This window comes from Acerihabitans sp. (assembly GCF_036398755.1).
In the GTDB taxonomy this organism is placed as follows: domain Bacteria; phylum Pseudomonadota; class Gammaproteobacteria; order Enterobacterales; family Enterobacteriaceae; genus Acerihabitans.
This window is the reverse complement of record NZ_DASWOM010000011.1, coordinates 34594-56227: the sequence shown is the minus strand read 5'-3', so window position 1 is coordinate 56227 and position 21634 is coordinate 34594. Positions and strand designations below refer to the sequence as shown.

The following is a 21634-nucleotide window of genomic DNA, read 5'->3' as shown; positions in this document are numbered from 1 at the left end:
TAACCCCAGAGGAGTATTACCGTGTCTGATAAAGTGACCTATATCAATCCGGACAACGCCAGTCCCGCGCAAGGCCTGTATTCCAACCTGACAAAAGTCAGCGCGGGAGATCTGTATTTTATCTCCGGTCAACTTTCCGTGGACCTGGAAGGAAACGTCGTCGGCAAAGGCGATTTTGACGCACAGTTTGCCCAGGTGTTTAAAAATTTGACCGACGTGCTGGCGGCGGTGGGGTGTGATTACAACGATGTGGTGAAATTCAATACCTATCTGGTTGCATCTCAGCACATCGACAATTTTATGAAAAACCGCCGAGCGCTGTTCCCCACCCTGTTCGCGACGCCGGACTATGCGCCGAATACCCTTCTGGTGGTAGACAGGCTGGTAAAAGAGGAATTTCTGATTGAAGTAGAAGCCGTTGCCCGGTCGCGTGATTAACACCGTAGAATATCGTAAGGTGAAATATGAAACTGGTAACCTATTTGCTCTTGGGCGTGAAAAAAATTGGCGTCATCCATAATTCGGGTAACGTCATTGATATTACGGACATCGTTAATACCGATGATATGAATGTACTTATTGAGCAATATGCCGCCGTTGAACATCTGCTGAAAAAAATATGCGTCGATTCCGATGCGCGCGGATTGCCCCTGGCGGACGTTCATTTAATGGCGCCTATTCCCGCTATCCGGCGCAATATTTTCTGCGTCGGCAAAAATTACTACGCTCATGCGCAGGAGTTCGGCAACAGCGGGTTTGATTCAAGCGCCGCGGCGGGAAATGTTCCCGCTTATCCGATTATCTTCAGCAAGCCGTCAACTTCCGTTTGTGGCCCGGGCGCTACGGTGGACAGTACGCTTGACCCCTGCAATACCATCGATTACGAGGCGGAACTCGCGGTGGTGCTGGGAAAAAAAGGCCGCGTGTCGGACAGCGACGATCCCATGACCTATGTCTTTGGCTATACGCTGGTCAATGACCTCACCTCGCGCCAGCTGCAAAAACGCCATAGTCAATGGTTGCTCGGCAAGGGCATCGACGGATTCTGCCCGATGGGCCCGGTGCTGGTGACCGCTGATGAGTTTGGCGTCCCCGCCAACCAGAAAATACGTTGTACCGTAAACGGCGAACCACGCCAGGAAGCCGCCATTTCGGATCTGATTTTCGACATCCCGACCTTAATCAAAACCATTGGACAAAATATTACGCTATTGCCGGGGGATATTATCGCCACCGGTACGCCTGCGGGCGTTGGATTGGGTTTTACCCCGCCGAGGTATTTAGCCATAGGCGATAAAGTCACGGTCTCGATGGCCGAAATAGGCGAGTTAACCAATACGATTATTTAATATCGCCAGTGTAAACAACCTGGCCAAGGCACTGTCCCGGCGGCGGTGTTCACTTTTGCCTGTCACGTTTTCAAATAAAGAGGTTATGTTATGGCTAAGATTGTCAGTGCCATCAGTATGTCCCATGTTCCCGGCGCCCTCGGCTGGGCGGATGCGCCCTCGCCTGCACAGCGCAAACGTCTGGCTGATATCCATGCGCGATTAAAACGCTGTATCGACGACACGAAACCGAATCTTATTATCGCTTTCTTGGACGATCACTTTGAAAACAATTTCAGAAACCTGATGCCTACGCTTGGCATCCCCATCAGCGAGGCGAATATCGGGCCGGCGCAATACATGATGGAAGCGCTGAAGTTTGATCGCCAGCACAGCATTGCGAGCAATGCCGACATCGCCCAAACCCTGCTTGAAAAACTGATCCATGGCGGATTCGACGCCACCCGCATGGGGGCGATTGAATACGGTAATAACCTGATGATGCCCCTGGTATTCATCAATCCTGAGTTTACTATTCCGGTGGTGCCGGTCTATATCAATGTCTTCTCCCCGCCGCTTATGCCTTATTCCCGGGCTTACGATCTGGGCGTGAAAGTTCGCGAAATCATTGATTCATTGCCTGATGACTATCGTATTCACTTTCTGGCGACGGGAGGGCTATCGCACTGGCCGCCGGTATGGACGGAAGGCGCGCCGGAAGAGGATAAGCTGCTACAGCGGATGAAAGTTTACCAGACCGTCGGCAAGGAAGCATTGATAAACGACCCAACGCTATATACGGATTTTGCCCAATATGAAATTGATATGATGAGCAAAATGGAATGGCCTCTCGGCCATAGCCACCCTTTGGTAAATGAAGAATGGGATAGGGAAATGCTGGCGCGTTTTGCGGCGGGTGATGTTGACTATATGCGCGCGCTGACCTTTGACGAAGTGGAGGAGCGCGGCGGTCATGGCGGGCACGAGGCGCTTAATTGGGTGGCCCTCATGGGGGCGATGAAAGGCGCGCGGCCTGATTATGTCGCCTATGAATCCGTACCGGAATGGATTACTGGCATGAGTTATTTAACGTATCCGGCGCAATAGTGATTGATATTACCGGAATACGTCTTGGCGGAAATAAAGGATTCTCTGATTAATCACCCTAACGCTGATAAATAAAAGGCGCCATGGCATGGCGGCCTTTTATGCGCGGAGGTAATACGATGGCACGAATTGCAGTAGTTGGGGCAGGCATGGGCGGACTGGCATTTGCCTGCGCCATGAAAAACAGCAGGCACGACGTTATTGTGTATGAGCAGGCTAATGAACTGCTTGAGCTTGGCGCCGGGATTTCTCTGTGGGCGAACGGTACCCGCCTGTTTGAGGAAATGGGCATTGCAGCCCGTATGGCTGAACGTTCTTGTGAAACCGAAGCCGCTTTTTTCCGCAATGAAGACGGCGGCGTGGCGGCTTGCCAGCCGCTGGCCCGTGATAACTGGTACAGGAACGAATACGGTTATCCCTATTATGGCGCATTCCGTACCGACCTGCAGGCGGCCATGCTTGAGGCGATGGGGAACACCACAATCCGGCTGGGCAAACAGCTTATCCGGCTGGAGGATGAGGGGGGCGAGGCGAAGCTATACTGGGCTGATGGTTCGTTTGACACCGCGGATCTGGTGGTCGGCGCCGACGGCATCAAATCGGTGGTCCGCCAGGCAGTCTGTGAATCGGCCACGCCCGTGTTTACCGGCAACAGTGCGTTTCGCGGCATGGCCAGGACGGCCGACCTTGATCTGCTTCCCGAACCCTGTTCATTTACCGACTGGATGGGCGATGGCCGGCACGTGCTGAATTTCCCCATCGGAAAAGACTTTGAATACCAGACGATAGTGGTGTTCATGGAAGGTCCGGAAACATGGCGACAGGATGCCTGGCGGGTGCCGTCCGATGCCGCGGCCATTGCCGGGAAGTTCAAGGATTGGCACCCCGCCGTCGGCCAGCTTCTTGAACACGTTAATCTGTCCGAGCGCTGGGGGATGTTCCAGGTCAGCCCGATGCCGTCCTGGTATCGTGGGCGCGTGGTGCTGATCGGTGATGCCGCGCATGGGATGATGCCGCATCACGGCCAGGGCGCCATTTCATCGTTTGAAGACGCGGTCGCCCTCGCGCATATTTTGAATGATGATTCCCTTTCCTCCATCGAAACGCAGCTCGCGAGCTACCAGCTGGAGCGGAAAGCGCGCGGGGAAAGAATTCAGAAATCCTCGCGCAGGCTCAATGATTGCCTGCACCTTCCCGAGGGACCCGCGCGCCTGGAACGACACGCTGTGCTCAATAGCCTTAGCCGGCATTTCTCATGGCTGCACAGTTACCGGTTGGGCGTGTGAACAGGACCCCGGCGCGGCCGGTCATGCCGCCTGGGTCAGTTTGCTGATGGCGGGCCGTACGATTGCCTGGAAAGTCTGGGGATCGCCATAGGCCCGCGCGGCCAGCATCGCGCCGTGAACCGTGGCCATAAAGGTTCCCGCCTCAACGACCGGGCTGTCCCACAGGCGGAACTGCCCTTGCGCTGCGCCTTTCTGAAGAATCGTCCCCAGCCAAATGGTCTGATCCTGGAAATGGCCGCGGACTTCCTCCGCAACCAGGCCGGGGATGGTGAGCAGTTCGGCGGCAAGCATGGCGCAAATGCAAAACGACGACGTCCCCTCATAGATACAGGTGGACCAGTAATCCGTATAGGCATGAAGCTCGGCCAGGGGATCGGACACTTGGCTATCGAGCATTGCCATGCCGACCCGCGCCTCCTCACGGTAGCGCGCGACCACGACCCGGACCAGTTCCGCCTTGCTCGGGAAATGGTGATGGATGCTGGCCTTGCTGATATGCACCCGTTCGGAAATATCGGCGTAGCTGAAACTATTGTAGCCGCCCGCCGCGAGCAGCAATTTCGCGTGCATGACGATTTCCGTGGCTTTAGGCGACAGTTCTGTGTTCATGGTAAAAATCCAATGCCGATACGTGTTTGCGAAGCCAGGCTGGCTGTTGAAATCAGCTAATCATGCTACTAGTTGGTAGCTTTATTGTCCAGTAAACGACTATGCCAGCGGCTTTAATAATAATGCTATGGGTTAATCGTTGATTAAATCAGCTTTTCGGCGTCGCGCGTCGGATACCGTAAGCCACAGGGCCGAGACGAGAAAATAGAAGGCGCCGAAGGCGGCATAGGGGGCGATGTCGGTAATGCCCGGCATGCCGGGGCCGCTTGCCTGTCTGATAAAAAAGACGCCCGCCAGCGCCGATTGCGCGCCGCTGAGTATCATGGCCCATTGCGCGCCATACCGTTTCCAGCGGCGAACGCCCGTCGCCAGTTGGAACAGGCCGGACAGCGCCGCCCACAGGCCGAAAACGGCCAGCACCAGGTTCATGCCCATCCCGAGCGCGAACGCCACGGCCGCCGTCGTCAGTGCGCTGACGACCACGTTGAGCGCCTGGGTCGGATTTCGCTTCAGTCCGCCGTTTCGTTGTGAATCCACGAAATTGGCCACGGCGTCCCAGGCGGGATAGATAACCAGCAATCCGGCGGCGACCGCGGGAATATGGGTGCCGACGGTGAACGCTGCCGCTACCCATAGGATTGAAACAATGGCGCGCGTGAAATAATAAGGTTTAAGCCACTGGTTTCCCTGGGCCGGACTGGGCTGTTTAAAATGAATATCCGTCATATTTTTTCCTGTTAATCAATAAATTAGGTTGTTGGCAATGATTCAATCGCGCCATTGCGGTTTGGGTTACAACGCTTGTCATCCTACTAGTTGGTAGATTACCTGTCAAGCACCGATAATGCCGGGTATGCGGTGTTGATAGCGGTGTGCCCGAGGGCCGGGCGGCGTACATTGACTAAAAAGCGGAAGATTGCCGCGAATTATGGTTGGGGTTCCGGACCTATGTCGCTGTTAGCCGCATACCGGTTATGATAAAGTCGGCACAGAGGGTTTCAGTGTGACTGATGGTAATATTATTAAGTATTTTAATACTATACATAAGTTAGGGAAACCAGGACCTGGCCGAATTAAAGGTAGCTCGGTGACGATAAAGAAATTGGCTGCTATTTTGGGATTGTCTCATTCCACGGTTTCCCGTGCCTTAAACGGTCACCCGGCAATCAGTCAATCCACCCGAGAAAGCGTGCTACAGGCTGCAAAAAAATATGGCTATATTCCCAACAGCGCCGCGCAGGCATTGCGTAATGCGACAAGCGGCGCTTTTGGGGTCATTATTCCCGATATCCAGAACGACTTTTTTATTTCCGTAACCAATGCCATCGCCCGCGAGGCGGGTAAACGATCGTGGCAAATGATCCTGGCCATTACCGAAGATCACCCTGATACGGAATATCACGTTTTGCGCCGGATGATGGCCGCAAGCGTGGATGGCATTATTATTGCGCCCTCGGCAAATCCCCTGCCCGAAACGCGGGAGCTTATCACCCGTACCCATGCGGTGCAGCTGCTCCGCCGCCATGACGGCATCCAGGCGCCGCTTATCGCGATTGACGATCGTTATGGCATCAGTCTCGCCACCGTGCATTTGCGCAGACTCGGCCATACCCGGATTGGCTATATAGGGTCATCCACCGACCTGAGCACCGGCTTTGAACGATTGCAGGGGTTTTTACAGCATTTCTCGAGTGCGGAGCAGGCGGCGCTCAAGGATATTATCCATATCGGACCGCCGCAGGCCGAGTTCGGCACCGCCGCCTTTAAACGGATCATGAGCGTGGACCACGCGCCAAGCGCGCTGGTGCTGGGCAGCCCGCGTTACGCCATGGGCATGTTGACCGCCGCCAAAGCGCTGCGCGTTCGCATTCCGCAGGATCTTTCCGTGGTGGCCTATGGCCTGGTGCCCTGGGGAAGTTTGCTGGATATGCAGCTCACGACGGTCGTGCTACCGGAAAAAGAAGTGACTGACGCCTGCGTGGATATGATTCGCCACATCATGGACAGCGAATTGACTTTAACCCATGATGAATTTATCCGCTCGACAGAAAACCAGCTATTTACGCCACGGCTGGCGCTTGGCGATTCAACCGGCGTGAACCGGTCAGAACGGTAACCTGGATAAAAAAACGGATGCGTAGGTAATATACGCATCCAAACATACCGCCATTAGAGCAAAAAACCACCTGATTCGTTGACCCTGCTTATTGCCGAAATTTTGCCAACAGGTTTTCAGCGCCTTGGGTTAACAGCCCCTGATCCGATCCGATCGCGATAATCTGAAAACCCACTTCAATATAGCGCCGCGTTTGCTGTTCATCGGTACACAGAATGCCGGCGGCTTTACCCGCGGCCTTAATTCGTCTGCCGCTCTCTTCAATGGTCTTGATGACCTCCGGATGCATGGGCTGGCCGATATATCCCAGACTGGCGGCCAAATCCCCCGGGCCGATAAAAAAGCCGTCGATGCCGTCAATCGCAGCCATTTTTTCAAGGTTATCAAGGGCAGTGATGGTCTCCGGCATCACGATCAGGCAAATTTCGCGTTCGCAGACGGCGGCGTAATTTTTTATCCTGCCGAAGTTTGACGCCCTGGGCGCGCCGCAATAACCACGAATGCCCCGGGGCGGATAGCGCACCGCCGAGACGAGCGTTTCGGCCTGTTCCGGGGTATCCACCTGCGGCACCATCAGCGTATTCGCCCCGGCGTCGAGATAGCGTTTTATCAGCGAGATATCCTGGTTGGGCAGCCGGACCACCGGCTGTGTCGGGCCGCCGGCGGCGCAGGCCTGCAGTTGGGCATAGATATCCATATACTCGCTGGGGCCATGCTCCGCGTCCAAACCCATGAAATCGTAGCCGCAGCCGGAGAGGATTTCCGCGGCAATAGCGCTGCCCAGCTGCGTCCACAAACCCAGTTGAACCTGCCCCTGTTTAATCGCATGCTTAAAATGATTCTGCTGCAGTTCACGCTGTCGTGTCATGATTTATCCTGCCATTCTGGCGAGAGATTTTGCTGATTATCGAGCAAAAACCGTGGTAACCGAACCCAGGCCGGTGATCTCGGCGGTAAACGTATCGCCGGGCGCGGCGGCGACCGCCGGCCCCAGCGCGCCGGTGATGACGAATTCCCCCGCCCTGAGCGGATTCCCGGCGCGAACAAGTTCATCGGCAAGCCATTTGAGGGCGTGCAAGGGATGGCCCAGGCACGCCGCCGCGGCGCCTACAGAGACCACCTCATCACCTCTTTTGGTGGTCATCAGGCTGCGCGTCATATCAAAATCAGACAACCTGACCGGTTTGGTGCCAAAAACCACCAGGCAGGCGGAGGTATTATCGGCGATAAAATCACAGGACCTGACATTCCAGCCGATAAAGCGGCTATCCACAATTTCAAAGGCGGGCAATATATAATCGCAGGCGTCGATAATATCCAGGATGGTATGAGTGGTCTGCGTCAGGTCTTTTTTAAGCACCACCGCTATTTCAGTTTCGACGCGCTGCTCGGAGGAGGCCCGCCTGGTGATTTCGGTTCCTTCCACCAATACCATGTCGGCATAGATATTCCCATGGCAGGGCCGGGACATGCCGAATTGCCGCTGCACGGCTTTATTGGTCAACGCCAGCTTGCGGCCGACCCGCCGGCGCCCTTGCGCCTGCCAAAGGGTATCATTGTATTCCTGGATCCTATATCCGCTGACGGTATCGTCATCACTGAAAGCAGCGCGGATGGGTTGCCCGGCTTTGCCATTTTCCCATGCCGCGCGAATCACATCCGCCGCGTTGGTAATTGAATTTTCCATTATGCTGTTTTCAATACCCCATGTGCTGTTAGAGAGTATCAACCCGATTTTGCGGGTGACCGTTGATAAACGCCTTGACGTTGTCGGCGGTGATGGCGAGAATCCGCCCGCGCGCCTCGACCGAAGCCCAGGCAATATGCGGCGTAACCAGGCAGTTCCTGGCGGACAGCAGCGGATTATCCGGCGACGGCGGCTCCTGCGATAGCACATCCACCGCCGCGCCGGCGACGCGGCCGCTGTTTAACGCCGCGGCCAAATCCGCTTCATTGACCAGGTCGCCCCGTGAGGCGTTCAGGATCAACACCGATTTTTTCATTTTGCCGATGGCGGCGGCGTTAATCATGCCCTGCGTTTTGCCGGTCAATAAACAGTGCAGGCTGATGATATCCGCTTGCGCATACAGAGTGTCCAAATCGACATATCGGACCCGCTCATTTTCCAGCGACAGGTCGCGATGCTCATCATAGGCCAGGACCTTCATCCCGAGCGCCTGGGCAACCATGCCGAACGCCTGGCCAATGCGGCCGAAGCCGATAATGCCGACGCTTTTATCGGCGACCTCGATCATTGGTTTCAGCCAATAGCAAAAGTCGGTTTTTCGGCTCCAGCCGCCGGCGCGGACGTCAAGCGCGTGTTCACCCACGTGATTACAGAGTTCGAGCATCAGCGAAGTGGTAAATTGCGCCACGGTAACCGTGCCGTAGGTGGGAACATTGGCCACGGCGATACCCTGGTTTCCGGCGGCGGCAAGATCGATGTTATTATAACCGGTCGCCGTAACGCCGATAAACCTGAGCTCAGGACAGCGCTCAAATTCTTTCCGGCCCAAAGACACCTTATTGACGATAGCGATCTCCGCACGGCCTATGCGTTCCACCACCTCCTCCGGCGCCGAATTTTCATAAACCTGTATCTCTCCCAACTGCTCAAGCCGCGTCCATGAAAGATCGCCGGGATTGAGCACGCCGCCATCTAAAATAACTATTTTCATATAATACCTACCGGATGAATTAAAACCTTACGCGTGCCATCTCCGCGCGCCCTAGCGCGGCGAGCACATTCAATGCAATTCAACGAATTGATTTATCTTTGTTTGTTTATGGTCAAGCGTCAATACGGCGATAAGGCTCAGCAGCGCGTTGAAACCAAGCCAGACCCCGACCATCGCATTGCTGTTGAAAGCATGGTTCAGCCAGGTGTAAATGGCCGGGGTCAACCCGCCCAGGACGGCGGCGGCTACCGCCTGCGCAAAGGAATAACCCGCGGTGCGGGCATGCGCCGGCACCATTTCCACCATGGCGGCGACCTGTACCGAGCTATAGCAGGCGTAAATAAATGAGAACCACAGCTCGAACACCACAAACTTAAGGATGGTGGGTTCCGCTGAAAGCCATGATAGAAGAGGATAAGCGGTGACGGCGGCCAGCAGCGTCACTATTATCATCATCGTGCGCCGGTTGACGCGATCGGCGATAGACGCGGTGATGGGCAACCAGAATAAAATAGACAAACCAACGAAGAATAACGTAATAAAACCCACGTTTTCCCCCAGGTTAAGGCTTTTGATATAGGTTGGCGCATAGGTGGTAACAGTTTGCGCGGTAACGGTCGCCATGGCCACCATGCCCATACAGGTCACTATGGTGCGCCATCCGGTGGTCAGGCTAGAGCAAATTTCCTTTACCGTCGGCGTTCTTTTTTTCTTGGCGAAAACCGCGGTTTCCTGGAGATTTGAACGTAACCAGAACATCAGCGGAATAACGGCGCAGCCAATGAGCAAGGGGATACGCCAGCCCCAGTCGTGCAGTTGCGCGGTCGGCATGGCATAAAGCAGGACCAGGCCTACAATCGACGCCGTCATGACGGCAAACTGCTGCGAACCCACCTGCCAGCAGGTATAAAAAGCCCGGCGATGGGGCGGTGATATTTCGGCTAAATAGACCACCACGCCACCTAATTCAGCACCGGCGGAGAACCCTTGCAGCAGCCGGCCTAACAGTACAATAATCGGCGCGGCCACGCCTATGGCGGCATAGGTCGGCGTGAGGGCAATACACAGGATCCCGAGCGACATTAAAAACAGCGATAAAACCAAGCCTTTTCTTCGTCCATGCCGATCGGTATAGGATCCTAATATAATCGCCCCGAATGGCCGGGCAAAGAAACCCAGCGCAAAGGTCATCAGCGTTAGCATAAGTGAAGTATATTCATTATCTGAAGGAAAATATGCCTGGGATATATAACGGGCATAATACCCATAGATCATAAAATCATATATTTCGAGCGCGTTGCCCGCCCCCACCTGAATGATGGGTTTTACCTGCACCTTTTTTTCAGCCACGGGTAAAGTTTCACTGCCGTATTCGGTCATTTGAATCTCCTGATTGCAAATATTGAATTGCAAAAATTCCTATAACCAGAACAGACAGTCAAAAAACGGCAGGATATAGGATAATAAAACCTATAGATAACGCCTGTTCAGCTAATAAATCATGTAAACCTTCAGTTATTTATTTCCCAGTGCCCTTATCCCTAAAAAACCCAAATCGTTTGAATCTTCCAGGCGAATGGCCTCATTCCATTTCGAGGTACGCTCGGCGCGTGTTATGGAGCCCACTTTTAATTGCCCGGCATTCAGGCCCAGGGCTAAATGTACGATGATATTATCCTCCGTCTCCCCGGAGCGGGCCGAAATAATCGTCCCAAAGCCGGCCGACTTTGCCTGTTCACAGGCATTGAATAATTGGGTAAGGGTGCCGGCCTGATTGGGTTTTAACAGCACGGCGTTGCAGGCTCCTTTCGCCACGGCGGCCTTGACCCGATCGGCATTGGTCACGAAATAGTCATCACCGACGATTTGAACGCGCGCGCCCGCCGCTTTGGTAAAGGCAATCAATCCCGCCTCATCATCTTCAGCTAACGGGTCTTCAATGGAAATAATGGGATAGCGGTCAAGCCAGCCGAGTAATAATTCGCACATGCCGTCCGAGTCATATTCGGTTGACTCCAGCGCCAGACGATAACGTCCGTTTTGACCAAACTCGGACGACGCGATGTCCAACGCGATGGACACATCCTGGCCCGGCGTGTAACCCGCGCCCTCAATCGCCTTAACCAGCGTATCAAGCGCTTGCTCGTTATTTGAAAACGCGGGCCACCAGCCGCCCTCATCGGCGACGCCATTTAACTGCCCGCGCCGCTCCATGATTCGACCCGCGCTGTGATAGACCTCGGCGGTCATCACCAGGGCTTCCTGGAAGGAGGTTGCGCCGTTGGCAATCACCATCAGATCCTGGATATCGATACGCCGGCCGGCATGGGCCCCGCCGCCGAAAATTTGAATCTGCGGCAAAGGCATGGCGACAGGGTTGCCGCCGGCAAGATATTTCCACAAAGGCACATGCGCGTGGCCCGCGGCCGCGTATATAGCGGCCATCGAGCAGGCTACGGTGGCATTGGCGCCCAAACGGGCAAAGTTGCCGGTGCCATCCAGTTCAATCAAGGTATTATCGATTAACCGCTGGTCGGTGACGTCCAGGCCGATCAGCGCGGGGGCGATTTCATGTTTGATATTCAACAATGCCTGCCGCACGTCCTTGCCCGAGAGCGTGGCGCCGCCGTCGCGCAGTTCAACGGCTTCATGCATACCGCGCGAGGCGCCGGCCGGGGCCAAACCCCGGCCGATAACGCCGTTATCTAAATGAACTTCGGCTTCAACGGTCGGCCAGCCGCGGGAATCCCATATACGCCGGGCAACGATATTTTTTATTTTACTCATAAACCTATCTCCTTCTTCCAGAATTCCTGGATATCTTTTAATTGCGTATATCCACGGTCAAGTAAGGTGAAACTTGCCTGGCGCACCCGATCCGCATCCCGGCCTTGTATATATTCGGCCGGTGATTTTCCATCAACCCGCGCCAGCAGCAGACAAGGCAAAAGCGTTGCCGCGCGCAGATTCAAATCCGCCGCAGGCTCCCAATCTATATCGGCAATATATTTTTCACTCAGGGCCTGAAACGAAGCCAGCAGCCGCTGTTTATCAATGCTCTTTTTTGCGATAACGGATTTCAGTAAAAAATGATTGAGGCAGAATGCCAAATCAAAAGCGGGATCGCCGTACCAGGCACATTCCGCATCCAGGATCACCGGGCCTTGCGGTCCGCGCAGAATATTCTTTGGACTGACATCACCATGAACCAAAGCGATTTTCGTGGTTTGGGTGCGATGCAATATGGATAGAATAGAGGCGGAGTGCTCAGGGCAATGGCGCGCGATTTCCCCAAGATAGGGATCCAGCCGCAGCGAGAAAAAGTTCTCATCGTAGGCAAACATTCTCGCCAGTTCGTTATTCTTTGCCGTTTGTTTATGTATGTTATTAAGAATGCCCCCCATTCGTTCGGCGAAACCAACATCAATCTCGCCGTTCAATAGCTGGGATTTCCAATTGCGATAGTGTTCCGCAGGCAAATATTCCATGACGAAACAGAGATGCCGGTTATCCACGCCCAATATCTTTGGCACTACATGGGGTTCAATCCGCGCAACGGTTTTCATCCAGTCGATTTCGGCAAAAATCCGCTCCAATGGCGCGTGCCATTCTTTGGCGACTTTAAGCGTAGGCAAGGCCTGTTTAAGACAGAATTGCCGATTGCCGACGGTGATTTTTAAAATATTAGAGGATACGCCGCCGGTCAGGGCGGTGGCATGCCAGGTATTACCCGCATGCAATAGTCCCATATTTTGCAGCACCTCCTGGATGGCCTGATGTTCAGCCGACAGGTCTATAAAACTATTTCCCATATGTCACCCTTCTCTGGCCAACTTTAGACCGGCATGGTTTTTAAACGCGCACTAAACCCATCAACAATAAGAATTGTCAATTATTCAACAGCTGCCCGTTGTTTACCCAAAAACGGCGATTCACTTAAATTTAACCTGCTTAAATGAATACCAATGCGTAAGCGCTCTTTTCACAACCGTTATTCTTTGCCGCGATTGACTTAATTTATGCACACGTGTGCATTGATGTCAACGGCGTGGATTTGCAATTACAACGACTTTTAAGCAAAAATACAAAAATCATGGTTAATCTATTGATTTAAAGAAGAAATACTAAGTGTGATCTATATCTTGTTTATAAAAACATTTTTAATGCGCCGCGACAATGACGGGGCGCGGTTCGGCCTCTGCTTGGCCGGGCTGAGCCTGGGGAAGATAAGGATGCCGACCCGAAGCGCGCCAGGGCTTACGCGGCCCCGGCGCGAAAGACCATCCGCTCGAATCAGCCGGGTCCGTCGCTGGCGGCGGCCAGCAGCGGCACCACCAGATCGCTTATCGGCGTTGGAATGCCGCGAGCCTGGCCACATCTGCGCACCACCCCGTTCCGGCAGTCCCATTCAAGCGGGTTGCCGGCCTGGCGGTCGGCAAGGATGGAGGTGCCCAGGTCGGGCGGGGAGCGATGAAAGCCCTCGAGGATCTCCTGCGGTACGTCGTCGCCCAGCAATGCGCCCTCGGCGCGCGCCACCGCAAGACATTCCCTCAGGTAGGCCAGGGCCAGACCGGAGATATCGGCGCGCGCGAACATGCCGGCACGGCGACCGGCCAGCACCATTAAACCCGCGACCGCGTTCTGCAGCAGTTTTCGCCACGCGACGGAGGTAAAATCCTGCGCCAGGTCGACCGAACAACGGGTGCCGCGCAAAGCGGCGATCACCAGGCTGGCCGCCGGCGTGTCCGGCAGGGTGAGGCGTGCTTCGGCGCGCAGCCATACCGAGGCGTCCGGTTCCCGTTGCGCGGGACACCATACCACCGAGGGCAGCACCGGGCCGCCGGATAAAAACGGCGCGAAAAGCGTTTGCTGCTCAACGCCGTTTTGCAGTACGCAGACCACCGTTTTCGCGCCGCACAATGCGTACAGCCACGGCGCCGCCGCCGCCACCTGGGTCGTCTTGACCGCGACGAAAACCAGGTCGAAGGTATGCTTGATCAAGCCCGGATCGGTATGCACGGGCCCGGGCACCAGGATACGACCGCCGTCGAAGCGCAGCTCCAGGCGCTCAAGCGCCGTGCGCCCGCAGAGGGTTGGCGTGCGTCCGGCTTCATGCAGCGCCGCCGCCAGGGTCGTGCCGATGGCACCCGGCCCGACGAGGGCAATGGTTGGATTTTCAATGGTCATCACTATCATCCCGTGCTGATAAAAGGCATCTGCCATACTAAGCAGCCCCGCGCCATTATTACAGCGAAATCTGTTCATTGCCCGGTTGACGCCAGCGCCGCGCGCCCTAAAATCAGGCGCCATGATGCGTCGCGCTGAAAATAGCGCTTGCGCGAGGAAAAAAATCCCTGTTGTTTCATTGTTTACACCGGTCGCGGCAGGGAGTATTGCCCAAAGGAATACAGTACTATAGGGTTGGCTAAGCCCGGCATGCGATGCATGAAAAAACCCGGCCGGGGTCCGGGTCCGTTATCGCCGGGTAGGCGCAGTGATGCACGAGAATCAGGTTAAGGCATATTTTTTATGATCAACGAGTCGCTAAAAACCCTGCCGGTGGATGTGATATCCGTCCAGTCCCAGGTGGTCTATGGTTGCGTGGGCAACAGTGTCGCCATTCCAACCTTGCAACGCATGGGTTTCAGCGCCGCGGCGGTGCCCACGGTGATGTTCAGCAATACGCCGCACTACCCCTCCCTGTACGGCGGCGCGGTGCCGGATGAATGGTTTAGGGGCTATCTGCGGGGACTTGATGACCGTGGCGTGGCCGGGCAGACCCGGGCCGTCCTGGTCGGCTATATGGGCGGCCCCTCGCAGGCGGAAATATTGGCCGAATGGTTAACGCAACTTGTCGCCCGCCGCCCGGAGATTATGGTTATCATTGATCCGGTTATCGGCGATTATGATACCGGCATCTACGTCGACCCCAGGATGACCCGGGCCTACCTTGACACCCTGCTGCCACACGCCCAGGGGATGACGCCCAATTGCTTTGAGCTGGAAACATTAACCGGGCGCCGCATCACCACGATAGACCAGGCCATCGCCGCGGCCCGTACCCTGCTCACCGGCAGGACCCGGTGGGTCGTGGTCACCAGCGCCGCGCCGGCGCCCCTCGACGATAGCGAACAAGCGATGCGCGTCATTATGGTGACCCGCGACCAGGAACAGGTGTTCGCGCATCCGCGCATCAACGCCACGCCGAAAGGGACGGGCGATCTTTTCAGCGCGGCGTTGACCGGCTATATGCTGAAAAACATCCCCCTCCCGCAGGCGATCGAGCATGCTTACCGGGATGTCATGGCGACGCTTGAGCGGACGCGCCGGTATGGGTGCGGCGAGCTGTTGCTGCATGACCGCTAGCGCCGGATTGTTTACTCGGCCCCTTCGCCCTGTTCGCGCGCGTACCGGGCCGGGGGCAGCCCCGCATAGCGGTTAAACGCCACGCTGAACGAACTGGCCGAACTGTAGCCGACCCGCTGGGCGACTTCGGTCATGGCCAGGTTTCCGCTACGCAGAAAATTCTTGGCCAATGCCATGCGCCAGGCGAGCAGGTATTCCATCGGGGCGACGCCCAGGGCACGATGAAAACGCTCAAAAAACGCCGATCGCGAGAGGGAGGCTTCTTTCGCCAATTGCGCAACGGTCCAGGGGCGTGACGGCGTTTCATGCATGCCGCGCAATGCGCCCGCGACGCGGTCGTCGGCCAGCCCGCGCAAAAGTCCGGGCGACGCCGACGTCCCAACCGTTGAGCGCAGGGCTTCGATAAACAGCACCTCCAGCAGCCGCGCCAGGATAATATCGCGCGCGGGCCTCTGCGAACGCGCTTCTTCCCTCACCAGCTGCAGGATGGTGGCCAGCCGCTTTTCGCCGCGGACATGCACCAACCTGGGCAGCAGCGAAACCAGCAACGCCGCGTCGGGAGAATCAAAAACGCAGTAGCCTATCAGCAAGCGAACCTCGGCGGGGCCATGCGCATTACCTAGCCTGAATTCGCCATTGGCCAATAGGGTTGGCGCGACGACGAGGTCTTGCGGACCCGCCGCAAGCAGGCTGGACGTCGAGAAGTTATGCACCGCCGGGATCAGGACAAAGTCACCCTCGGCCAGGATCAGCGGTTCGTTGCCATCGGCCGCGAGCCGGCAGGCACCTTCGAGAACCGCGCAGTAAAATGGCCGTCCCGGCTCAGAGCGCTGAACGCGCCAGCGGCCCGCGCCGCTGGCAATCTTGGAATAGGGTGTGCTCGGCTGGAGCAAGGCAACCACTTGCGCAAAAGGATCGGACACCACAGGACTCCTGCAAAAGAAAAGCGGGTATACGATTATGTATCATCCGCTTTAATCTGGCTATCATCGCCCCTGGTTAACCGTCGGCACGAATGTCGGACGATCGGCGACGCGCTGTATAAAGAGTGGGTTGGCGGACAAAAATAGCCACCCCCAGCGCGCCGAGCAACGCAACGGCGCCGGAAATAAGAAAAGCGCTCTGGAATGTCCCGGTGGCCTTGACGAGAAAACCGGTTAACGTGGGCGCGATAATGCCGGCGGTATTAGCCACCAGATGCATAAATCCCCCCACGCTGCCGATGCGGCTGGCATGCACCGTATCCGAGATAATGCCCCAATAGGCGCTCAGGGTAAGGTTGGTGAAAAAGGCGGCGCCCGACATCAGGCCAATGGCCACGGCGACGCTGAAAGCCTGCCCGGCCAGGGCGACGCAGCAGGCGGAAATCAACAGGCTGACCACGATGACGATTTTATGGGCGAGAATGCCTTTTTTCAGTTTTCGATACAACAAATCGCAAATCAGGCCGCCCAAGATGATGCCGCTGGCCCCGAACACCCAGGGCACAATATTCGCCCAGCTCATGCTGGCCAGGCTCAGATGACGCTCCATCATCAGGAAGCTCGGGAACCATGACAGGAAGAAGTAAAGAACATAGGCGTAGCCGAAAAAGGCAAAGGACGTGGCAAGAACGGTCGGCCGGCGCAAATATTGCCCCAGGGAAACAGCGGGCGTGTCCTCGCGGGCAACGGAGGGCGTAGGGTCGATTGACTCGTCAAGGCGGCCGCGCAGCCAGGGATGCAGTTGCGGCTTGTCGCTGGCGGTAAAACGCCACACGATTAGCCATATCAACCCCAAAAAGCCGATAAGAAGAAAAGGAACGCGCCACCCCCAGGTGACGGCAATCAATCCGACTAACGGACCGGCGATGGCGCCGCCCACCTGTTGACCCGCGTTAGCCAAACCCACCGCCGTGGTGCGTTTCTCGACCGGAAACCATTGGTGGATGATTTTATTGGTGCATGTGGCATAAGGCCCCTCCCCCATGCCGAAGATTACCCGGACCACCAACAAGGAGAGGATACCGGCCACGCCGGCCGTTAAGGCGCAGAACAGCGACCACACCAGCATGGCCGCCAGCAAGACTTTTTTTGGCCCCAGGCGATCGGATAAGTGTCCGCCGACAAAACAGAACAGCGAATAGCCAATGAAGAAGCTGCTGAATACAATACCCAGTTCAGCCGGGTCCAGGTTTAAATCCTTGGTCAGCAAAGGGGCGGCAACGGACAGCGCCGCGCGATCCAGATAACTGATGACGCCGGCCATAAACAACATAAAAACCATTGTCCACCGTAAACGCTTGAGCATAGAAGTACCCTCTGGCTTGTCGCCATATAATTTATTGTAGGTTTAGCCGACGGCGGCGAGACCGATAATAACAGTATTAACGGCGCCCGCCGTTTGCGGCTAATATAGGGACAGATACGGCTCAAGGCCTGTTGAATATAACAGGCCTCATTAATTATTATTCAACGAATAATGATGATTCCATCAAAGGAAGCGGATCAAGGATACCAACGGGAGCGAACTCCATTTTATCAAGAATGTCGCGCTGCAAATCCGCGCCCGGGGCAATTTCGGTTAATATCAGGCCGTCCGCCGTCGCTTCAAACACCGCCCGTTCGGTAATAATCAGCGCGTCCTGCCCTTTCTTTATCCCCTGTCCGACAGCATAGGTAATGCTTTGCGCCTGATGAACAAATTTACTGACCTTGCCTTCCTGGCGGATATGCATCTTTCCTTGTTGATAGGCAATATCCAGGCCGCCGGTGGTGAACGAGCCGGTAAAAACCAGGCGCCGCGCGTTAAAGGCAATATCGGTAAAGCCTCCCGCGCCGGGGTTGGCCTTGCCAAATTTACTGACGTTGACGTTGCCGCGCGCGTCATATTCCGCGAACGCTAGGGCGGCAAAACGACATAATCCTCCATCGATTACATCAAATTGCGTCAAGCCGTCCAGCAATGCGTCAGGATGGCGATTGGCGGAGAATTGCCAGCCATTCATGACAATACCGCCATAAGATCCGTGCTCAGTGGTGAACCAGTAATCCTCATAGCAATTGCCGGGATCGATAATACCCTGCTCGACCATAACCAGCGGAATATCCGCCGCCGCGCCAAACCCGAATATCGACAGTTCTTGCCGGCGCACTTCTTTTGCGGCGCGGCGGGCGATAACTTTATCCGGACCGAAGGGAATATCCGGCAAATGAGTAAACGCAACGGCAGGTTGCAGATAATGTTTGTCGTCGCCGACATTGCTGCCCATGTGCATATCGGGATCCTGGACGATGCTGTCGATAAAAATACCCGGAAGACGAATGTCGTTGGCCAGGCGTTCACCCCGCTTGACGATATTTTTTACCTGCGCGATGACTTTGCCGCCGCAGGCTTTGGCGGCAAGCGCCAGCGCTATGCCAGACGACAGCAACGGCTCCTCCTCGAAAGAAAGATTGCCAAACTCATCCGCGCTGCTGGCGCGGATTATGGCCACATCAATATCCCATGTCGGGTAATAAAGCAGCTCTTCTCCATCAATATGGATTTTACGGATTAAGTCTTCTTCACAGCGGGCGGTAAACTTGCCGCCGCCAAAATCGGGGTCGACATAGGTGCCTAAGCCGATGCGGGAAATATAGCCGGGAGATTTTCGCGCCACTTCACGTAGCCATTGCATGGAAGCGCCGATCGGCCATGAATAGGCCTCAACGTTATTATCCTGTATCAATCCCATCAGGGCCGGCCGCTTACCGGTGGCGGGATCGACGGGATTGATATACGAACCTGAGACAATGCGCTTCATCAGTCCTGGCTGCGCTACATGGTCCATGCCCTTGATATTTACCGCATCACCGGTGCCGCAGGGGAAATAAAAAGTCAGGTTGCGCGGCGCGCCGGTATTTTTGAAACGTTGGCCTAATGCCTTCAGCGTCTGGTCCGGCACAATCCACCCGATTACGCCCACCGCCGCCACGGTTTGTCCGTCTTGAATACCGGCGACGGCCTGTTCCGCCGTCATGATTTTATTCATTTTTTTTCTCCATATTTGGCGAGGACGGTTTGTGCCTGGCCGCCAAGGCAATCGTCGGCAAAGTGCCGGGAAGCGAGGCGGTCAAGATAGTCCGCATTATTATTCAAAAGGGGATCAAAATAGCGCTTGCACGAAGCCACCGCCGATGGCGGCAGCAAGGCGAATTTTTCCGCGATGGCCATGGCCTGCTCATCGGCCCGCGTGGGTTGACAGATCTGGTCGACCAGGCCGATGGCCTGTGCCTGGGCGCCGTCCATGGCGGCAATGCCCCAGCACAACGCGCGCGCGCGATGCGCGCCGGTGCGGGCAATCAGCGCCTGCAGGCCCCATGGCGGCAACCAGCCGTTGGACACTTCAGGCAAATGCCAGCGCGCATCGGCAGCACTGACCACCACGTCACAAGACGCCGCCAGGATAAAACCGCCCCCTAGCGCGTAACCCTCGACCGCGGCGATAATCGGCTTGCTCAGCACCGCGAAATAGCGGGCAACCGCGGCCGTATCCGCTTCGTGCAGACACATATCGGCTATGGATAATCCGCCCAGCTCCTTTAAATCACTGCCTGCGCAAAACGCGGGGGGCGCGCCGGTCAGCACAATGGCCCGGATTTGAGGCTCCCGCTCCGCCTGTTTCAATTCGGCCAACAGCATGGACATGATTTCACCGCCCAAGGCGTTCCTGCGCTCGGGGCGACTGAGGATCAGACGACGGGTAGCGCCGTGGGTTTCAACACTCAACATGATTTAACACTCCTGGGTCATTCCAGAGATGCGCCATCGCGGCGCAAAAATTGGCGAATCTCCAATGGGTCGATCTCATCGGGATCCAGGCCGTTATTCACCGCAATCGCGGCGGCGTGGCCGATGGCATGGCCGTAGGCAAAACATTGGGCGGTCACCCTGGCGGAGGCGACCGCTTCATGCTCGGCCGACAGGCAGCGCCCGGCGACCAGCAATCCCCGCCCTGATGCGGGCACAAAACAGTCGTAGGGAATGTCGTAATAATCGTCCAGCAGCCATTCCACTTTGGGTTTGCTCCCCGCATGAAGCTCGATTGGCCAGGCGGAACGGGCAATGGCGGCGGCACATTTGCGGCCATTGACCACATCGGCGTTTTTCAGCTCCCTCCGCCCCCGCAGCTGACGGCTCTGGCGGATACCGACCTGATGCGCGGTGTCGCTTAACCAGGCGTGTTCGCATCCGGTCAGGTTATCGCGGAAAAACCGCGCATATTCCATAGCCTGCCGTCGTCCGTTTATTTCCGCCTCGGTAAAATCACGGTAATAGAGGGCGTTGAGTTCACGATTATCGCAACCGGTAATGCGGGTACAGTTGCACAGGAGTTCACCCGGCTGGGTGGTGGGGAACAGCCAGATTTTATTGCGGGGCAAGGCATAGGCTCCCGACTGGTTCTTCTCATAAATCAGCGCGGAAACCGATTCATCCATAATGGTATCGGCACCATGGCGGGCCAGAAACCGGGGCACATCCACACCCTGTAAATGAAATATCATGGTGGGATTCTGCACCACGCCCTGGTCCCCTATGATATCGGGCCGGCCCGCCATCGCGACGACGTCGGCATCGCCGCTGGCGTCAACGGTTATCCCGGCGTTGATGCGCAATAATCCCTCTTTGGTCCAGACCATGGCGCCATCGACTTTCTCGCCGCCGTCAAGCAACACGCCAATAGCAACCGAGTGGTAAATCACGTTTACACCGGCATCGCATAATAAATCATCGGCCGTCATTCGCCATTTCAGCGGATCATGAACGCGCGTCCACGTCTTGCCGTAACGCAGCGGTTCACTCAGGCCGCCCCGGGCCTCTAATGCCTGGCAAAACGTCTCGGTAAAACCAAAAACAATCTGCTGCGGCTTTTGCTCCGCCGTTTCACTCGCCAGGTATAAACCGCACACTGTCCCCGAAAGGCCGGCGACCGCCCCGCCACCGCAATAGCCATAACGCTCCAGCAAAATGACGTTCAAACCCTGTCGCGCCGCCGTTACCGCGCAGGCCAGACCGGCTGCGCCGCCGCCAACGACCAGCACATCGCAATCACGGGCCTGGACCCCGCGACGATCGGTTATATTGATATCCATATTGTCGACTCCTGATATGTCAGATGTCGAC

20 protein-coding genes are annotated in these 21634 nt (G+C 56.0%); 6 read left to right on the top strand and 14 right to left on the bottom strand.

All coding sequences use genetic code 11. The features are described 5' to 3' along the window. Window positions 1–21: 21 nt before the first annotated feature. From VGC33_RS01750 to VGC33_RS01735, 4 genes are all read left to right on the top strand, one after another. Window positions 22–438: a RidA family protein gene (locus VGC33_RS01750; protein ID WP_331118406.1), complete on the top strand. Its 417-nt coding sequence runs from the start codon at window positions 22–24 to the stop codon at window positions 436–438. A gap of 26 nt (window positions 439–464) precedes the next feature. Continuing rightward, on the top strand, window positions 465–1349 hold the full coding sequence (locus tag VGC33_RS01745) for a fumarylacetoacetate hydrolase family protein (protein WP_331118404.1): 885 nt from the start codon (window positions 465–467) through the stop codon (window positions 1347–1349). A 90-nt stretch (window positions 1350–1439) separates the two neighbouring features. Then, window positions 1440–2435: a DODA-type extradiol aromatic ring-opening family dioxygenase gene (locus VGC33_RS01740; protein ID WP_331118401.1), complete on the top strand. Its 996-nt coding sequence runs from the start codon at window positions 1440–1442 to the stop codon at window positions 2433–2435. A 119-nt stretch (window positions 2436–2554) separates the two neighbouring features. After that, on the top strand, window positions 2555–3721 hold the full coding sequence (locus tag VGC33_RS01735) for an FAD-dependent oxidoreductase (protein ID WP_331118399.1): 1167 nt from the start codon (window positions 2555–2557) through the stop codon (window positions 3719–3721). 21 nt (window positions 3722–3742) lie between these two features. Here VGC33_RS01735 and VGC33_RS01730 read toward each other — a convergent pair whose 3' ends face one another. Both VGC33_RS01730 and VGC33_RS01725 read right to left on the bottom strand, forming a co-directional pair. Then, complete coding sequence (locus VGC33_RS01730; RefSeq protein ID WP_331118397.1) at window positions 3743–4330, bottom strand: TetR/AcrR family transcriptional regulator; 588 nt, start codon at window positions 4328–4330, stop codon at window positions 3743–3745. A gap of 132 nt (window positions 4331–4462) precedes the next feature. After that, window positions 4463–5056: a DUF308 domain-containing protein gene (locus VGC33_RS01725; RefSeq protein ID WP_331118395.1), complete on the bottom strand. Its 594-nt coding sequence runs from the start codon at window positions 5054–5056 to the stop codon at window positions 4463–4465. A gap of 277 nt (window positions 5057–5333) precedes the next feature. Here VGC33_RS01725 and VGC33_RS01720 point away from each other — a divergent pair, with 277 nt between their 5' ends. Further along, window positions 5334–6446, top strand: coding sequence for a LacI family DNA-binding transcriptional regulator (locus tag VGC33_RS01720; RefSeq protein WP_331118393.1), 1113 nt, complete (start codon window positions 5334–5336; stop codon window positions 6444–6446). Window positions 6447–6534: 88 nt separating this feature from the next. Here the strand turns inward: VGC33_RS01720 and VGC33_RS01715 are convergent, their stop codons facing one another. The 7 genes from VGC33_RS01715 to VGC33_RS01685 all read right to left on the bottom strand — a co-directional run bounded on the left by VGC33_RS01715 (window position 6535) and on the right by VGC33_RS01685 (window position 14311). After that, window positions 6535–7314 carry an HpcH/HpaI aldolase family protein gene (locus VGC33_RS01715; RefSeq protein ID WP_331118391.1) on the bottom strand — a complete coding sequence of 260 codons (780 nt, stop codon included), beginning with the start codon at window positions 7312–7314 and terminating at the stop codon, window positions 6535–6537. 36 nt (window positions 7315–7350) lie between these two features. Beyond that, a complete protein-coding gene (locus VGC33_RS01710) occupies window positions 7351–8133 on the bottom strand; it encodes a 2-keto-4-pentenoate hydratase (protein ID WP_331118389.1) in 783 nt (260 codons plus the stop codon). Between the two features lie 28 nt (window positions 8134–8161). Continuing rightward, window positions 8162–9124: a D-2-hydroxyacid dehydrogenase gene (locus VGC33_RS01705; protein ID WP_331118387.1), complete on the bottom strand. Its 963-nt coding sequence runs from the start codon at window positions 9122–9124 to the stop codon at window positions 8162–8164. A gap of 69 nt (window positions 9125–9193) precedes the next feature. After that, on the bottom strand, window positions 9194–10504 hold the full coding sequence (gene tcuC / locus VGC33_RS01700; RefSeq protein ID WP_331118385.1) for a tricarballylate/proton symporter TcuC: 1311 nt from the start codon (window positions 10502–10504) through the stop codon (window positions 9194–9196). A gap of 135 nt (window positions 10505–10639) precedes the next feature. Beyond that, a complete protein-coding gene (gene eno / locus VGC33_RS01695) occupies window positions 10640–11911 on the bottom strand; it encodes a phosphopyruvate hydratase (RefSeq protein ID WP_331118383.1) in 1272 nt (423 codons plus the stop codon). Continuing rightward, window positions 11908–12936, bottom strand: coding sequence for a phosphotransferase (locus VGC33_RS01690; RefSeq protein WP_331118381.1), 1029 nt, complete (start codon window positions 12934–12936; stop codon window positions 11908–11910). Before VGC33_RS01690 ends, eno begins: the two co-directional genes overlap by 4 nt. Before the next feature lie 481 nt (window positions 12937–13417). Further along, window positions 13418–14311 carry an oxidoreductase gene (locus VGC33_RS01685; protein ID WP_331118427.1) on the bottom strand — a complete coding sequence of 298 codons (894 nt, stop codon included), beginning with the start codon at window positions 14309–14311 and terminating at the stop codon, window positions 13418–13420. A 342-nt stretch (window positions 14312–14653) separates the two neighbouring features. Here VGC33_RS01685 and pdxK point away from each other — a divergent pair, with 342 nt between their 5' ends. Beyond that, the gene (gene pdxK / locus VGC33_RS01680) at window positions 14654–15490 is read left to right on the top strand and encodes a pyridoxine/pyridoxal/pyridoxamine kinase (protein WP_331118379.1); all 837 of its coding nucleotides are present in this window, start codon (window positions 14654–14656) and stop codon (window positions 15488–15490) included. An 11-nt stretch (window positions 15491–15501) separates the two neighbouring features. On the opposite strand, the gene VGC33_RS01675 is transcribed toward pdxK, so the two are convergent. The 5 genes from VGC33_RS01675 to VGC33_RS01655 all read right to left on the bottom strand — a co-directional run bounded on the left by VGC33_RS01675 (window position 15502) and on the right by VGC33_RS01655 (window position 21603). Next, complete coding sequence (locus VGC33_RS01675) at window positions 15502–16413, bottom strand: AraC family transcriptional regulator (protein ID WP_331118377.1); 912 nt, start codon at window positions 16411–16413, stop codon at window positions 15502–15504. 76 nt (window positions 16414–16489) lie between these two features. Continuing rightward, the gene (locus tag VGC33_RS01670) at window positions 16490–17755 is read right to left on the bottom strand and encodes an MFS transporter (protein ID WP_331118375.1); all 1266 of its coding nucleotides are present in this window, start codon (window positions 17753–17755) and stop codon (window positions 16490–16492) included. A 181-nt stretch (window positions 17756–17936) separates the two neighbouring features. Then, the gene (locus VGC33_RS01665) at window positions 17937–19502 is read right to left on the bottom strand and encodes a CoA-transferase (protein ID WP_331118373.1); all 1566 of its coding nucleotides are present in this window, start codon (window positions 19500–19502) and stop codon (window positions 17937–17939) included. Then, entirely contained in the window at window positions 19499–20242 is a 744-nt protein-coding gene (locus tag VGC33_RS01660; protein ID WP_331118371.1) for an enoyl-CoA hydratase/isomerase family protein, read from the bottom strand. Before VGC33_RS01660 ends, VGC33_RS01665 begins: the two co-directional genes overlap by 4 nt. 17 nt (window positions 20243–20259) lie before the next feature. Next, on the bottom strand, window positions 20260–21603 hold the full coding sequence (locus VGC33_RS01655; protein WP_331118369.1) for an FAD-dependent oxidoreductase: 1344 nt from the start codon (window positions 21601–21603) through the stop codon (window positions 20260–20262). Window positions 21604–21634: the final 31 nt, after the last annotated feature.

Bases quoted from the DNA above. Each gene is read 5' to 3' on its own strand.
- VGC33_RS01735 (WP_331118399.1), top strand. From the start codon at position 2,555: ATGGCACGAATTGCAGTAGTTGGGGCAGGCATGGGCGGACTGGCATTT.
- VGC33_RS01670 (WP_331118375.1), bottom strand. From the start codon at position 17,755: ATGGTTTTTATGTTGTTTATGGCCGGCGTCATCAGTTATCTGGATCGC.
- VGC33_RS01660 (WP_331118371.1), bottom strand. From the start codon at position 20,242: ATGTTGAGTGTTGAAACCCACGGCGCTACCCGTCGTCTGATCCTCAGT.
- VGC33_RS01665 (WP_331118373.1), bottom strand. From the start codon at position 19,502: ATGAATAAAATCATGACGGCGGAACAGGCCGTCGCCGGTATTCAAGAC.
- VGC33_RS01745 (WP_331118404.1), top strand. From the start codon at position 465: ATGAAACTGGTAACCTATTTGCTCTTGGGCGTGAAAAAAATTGGCGTC.
- tcuC (WP_331118385.1), bottom strand. From the start codon at position 10,504: ATGACCGAATACGGCAGTGAAACTTTACCCGTGGCTGAAAAAAAGGTG.
- VGC33_RS01705 (WP_331118387.1), bottom strand. From the start codon at position 9,124: ATGAAAATAGTTATTTTAGATGGCGGCGTGCTCAATCCCGGCGATCTT.
- VGC33_RS01690 (WP_331118381.1), bottom strand. From the start codon at position 12,936: ATGGGAAATAGTTTTATAGACCTGTCGGCTGAACATCAGGCCATCCAG.
- VGC33_RS01725 (WP_331118395.1), bottom strand. From the start codon at position 5,056: ATGACGGATATTCATTTTAAACAGCCCAGTCCGGCCCAGGGAAACCAG.
- VGC33_RS01655 (WP_331118369.1), bottom strand. From the start codon at position 21,603: ATGGATATCAATATAACCGATCGTCGCGGGGTCCAGGCCCGTGATTGC.
- VGC33_RS01740 (WP_331118401.1), top strand. From the start codon at position 1,440: ATGGCTAAGATTGTCAGTGCCATCAGTATGTCCCATGTTCCCGGCGCC.
- VGC33_RS01715 (WP_331118391.1), bottom strand. From the start codon at position 7,314: ATGACACGACAGCGTGAACTGCAGCAGAATCATTTTAAGCATGCGATT.
- VGC33_RS01710 (WP_331118389.1), bottom strand. From the start codon at position 8,133: ATGGAAAATTCAATTACCAACGCGGCGGATGTGATTCGCGCGGCATGG.
- VGC33_RS01685 (WP_331118427.1), bottom strand. From the start codon at position 14,311: ATGACCATTGAAAATCCAACCATTGCCCTCGTCGGGCCGGGTGCCATC.
- VGC33_RS01730 (WP_331118397.1), bottom strand. From the start codon at position 4,330: ATGAACACAGAACTGTCGCCTAAAGCCACGGAAATCGTCATGCACGCG.
- eno (WP_331118383.1), bottom strand. From the start codon at position 11,911: ATGAGTAAAATAAAAAATATCGTTGCCCGGCGTATATGGGATTCCCGC.
- pdxK (WP_331118379.1), top strand. From the start codon at position 14,654: ATGATCAACGAGTCGCTAAAAACCCTGCCGGTGGATGTGATATCCGTC.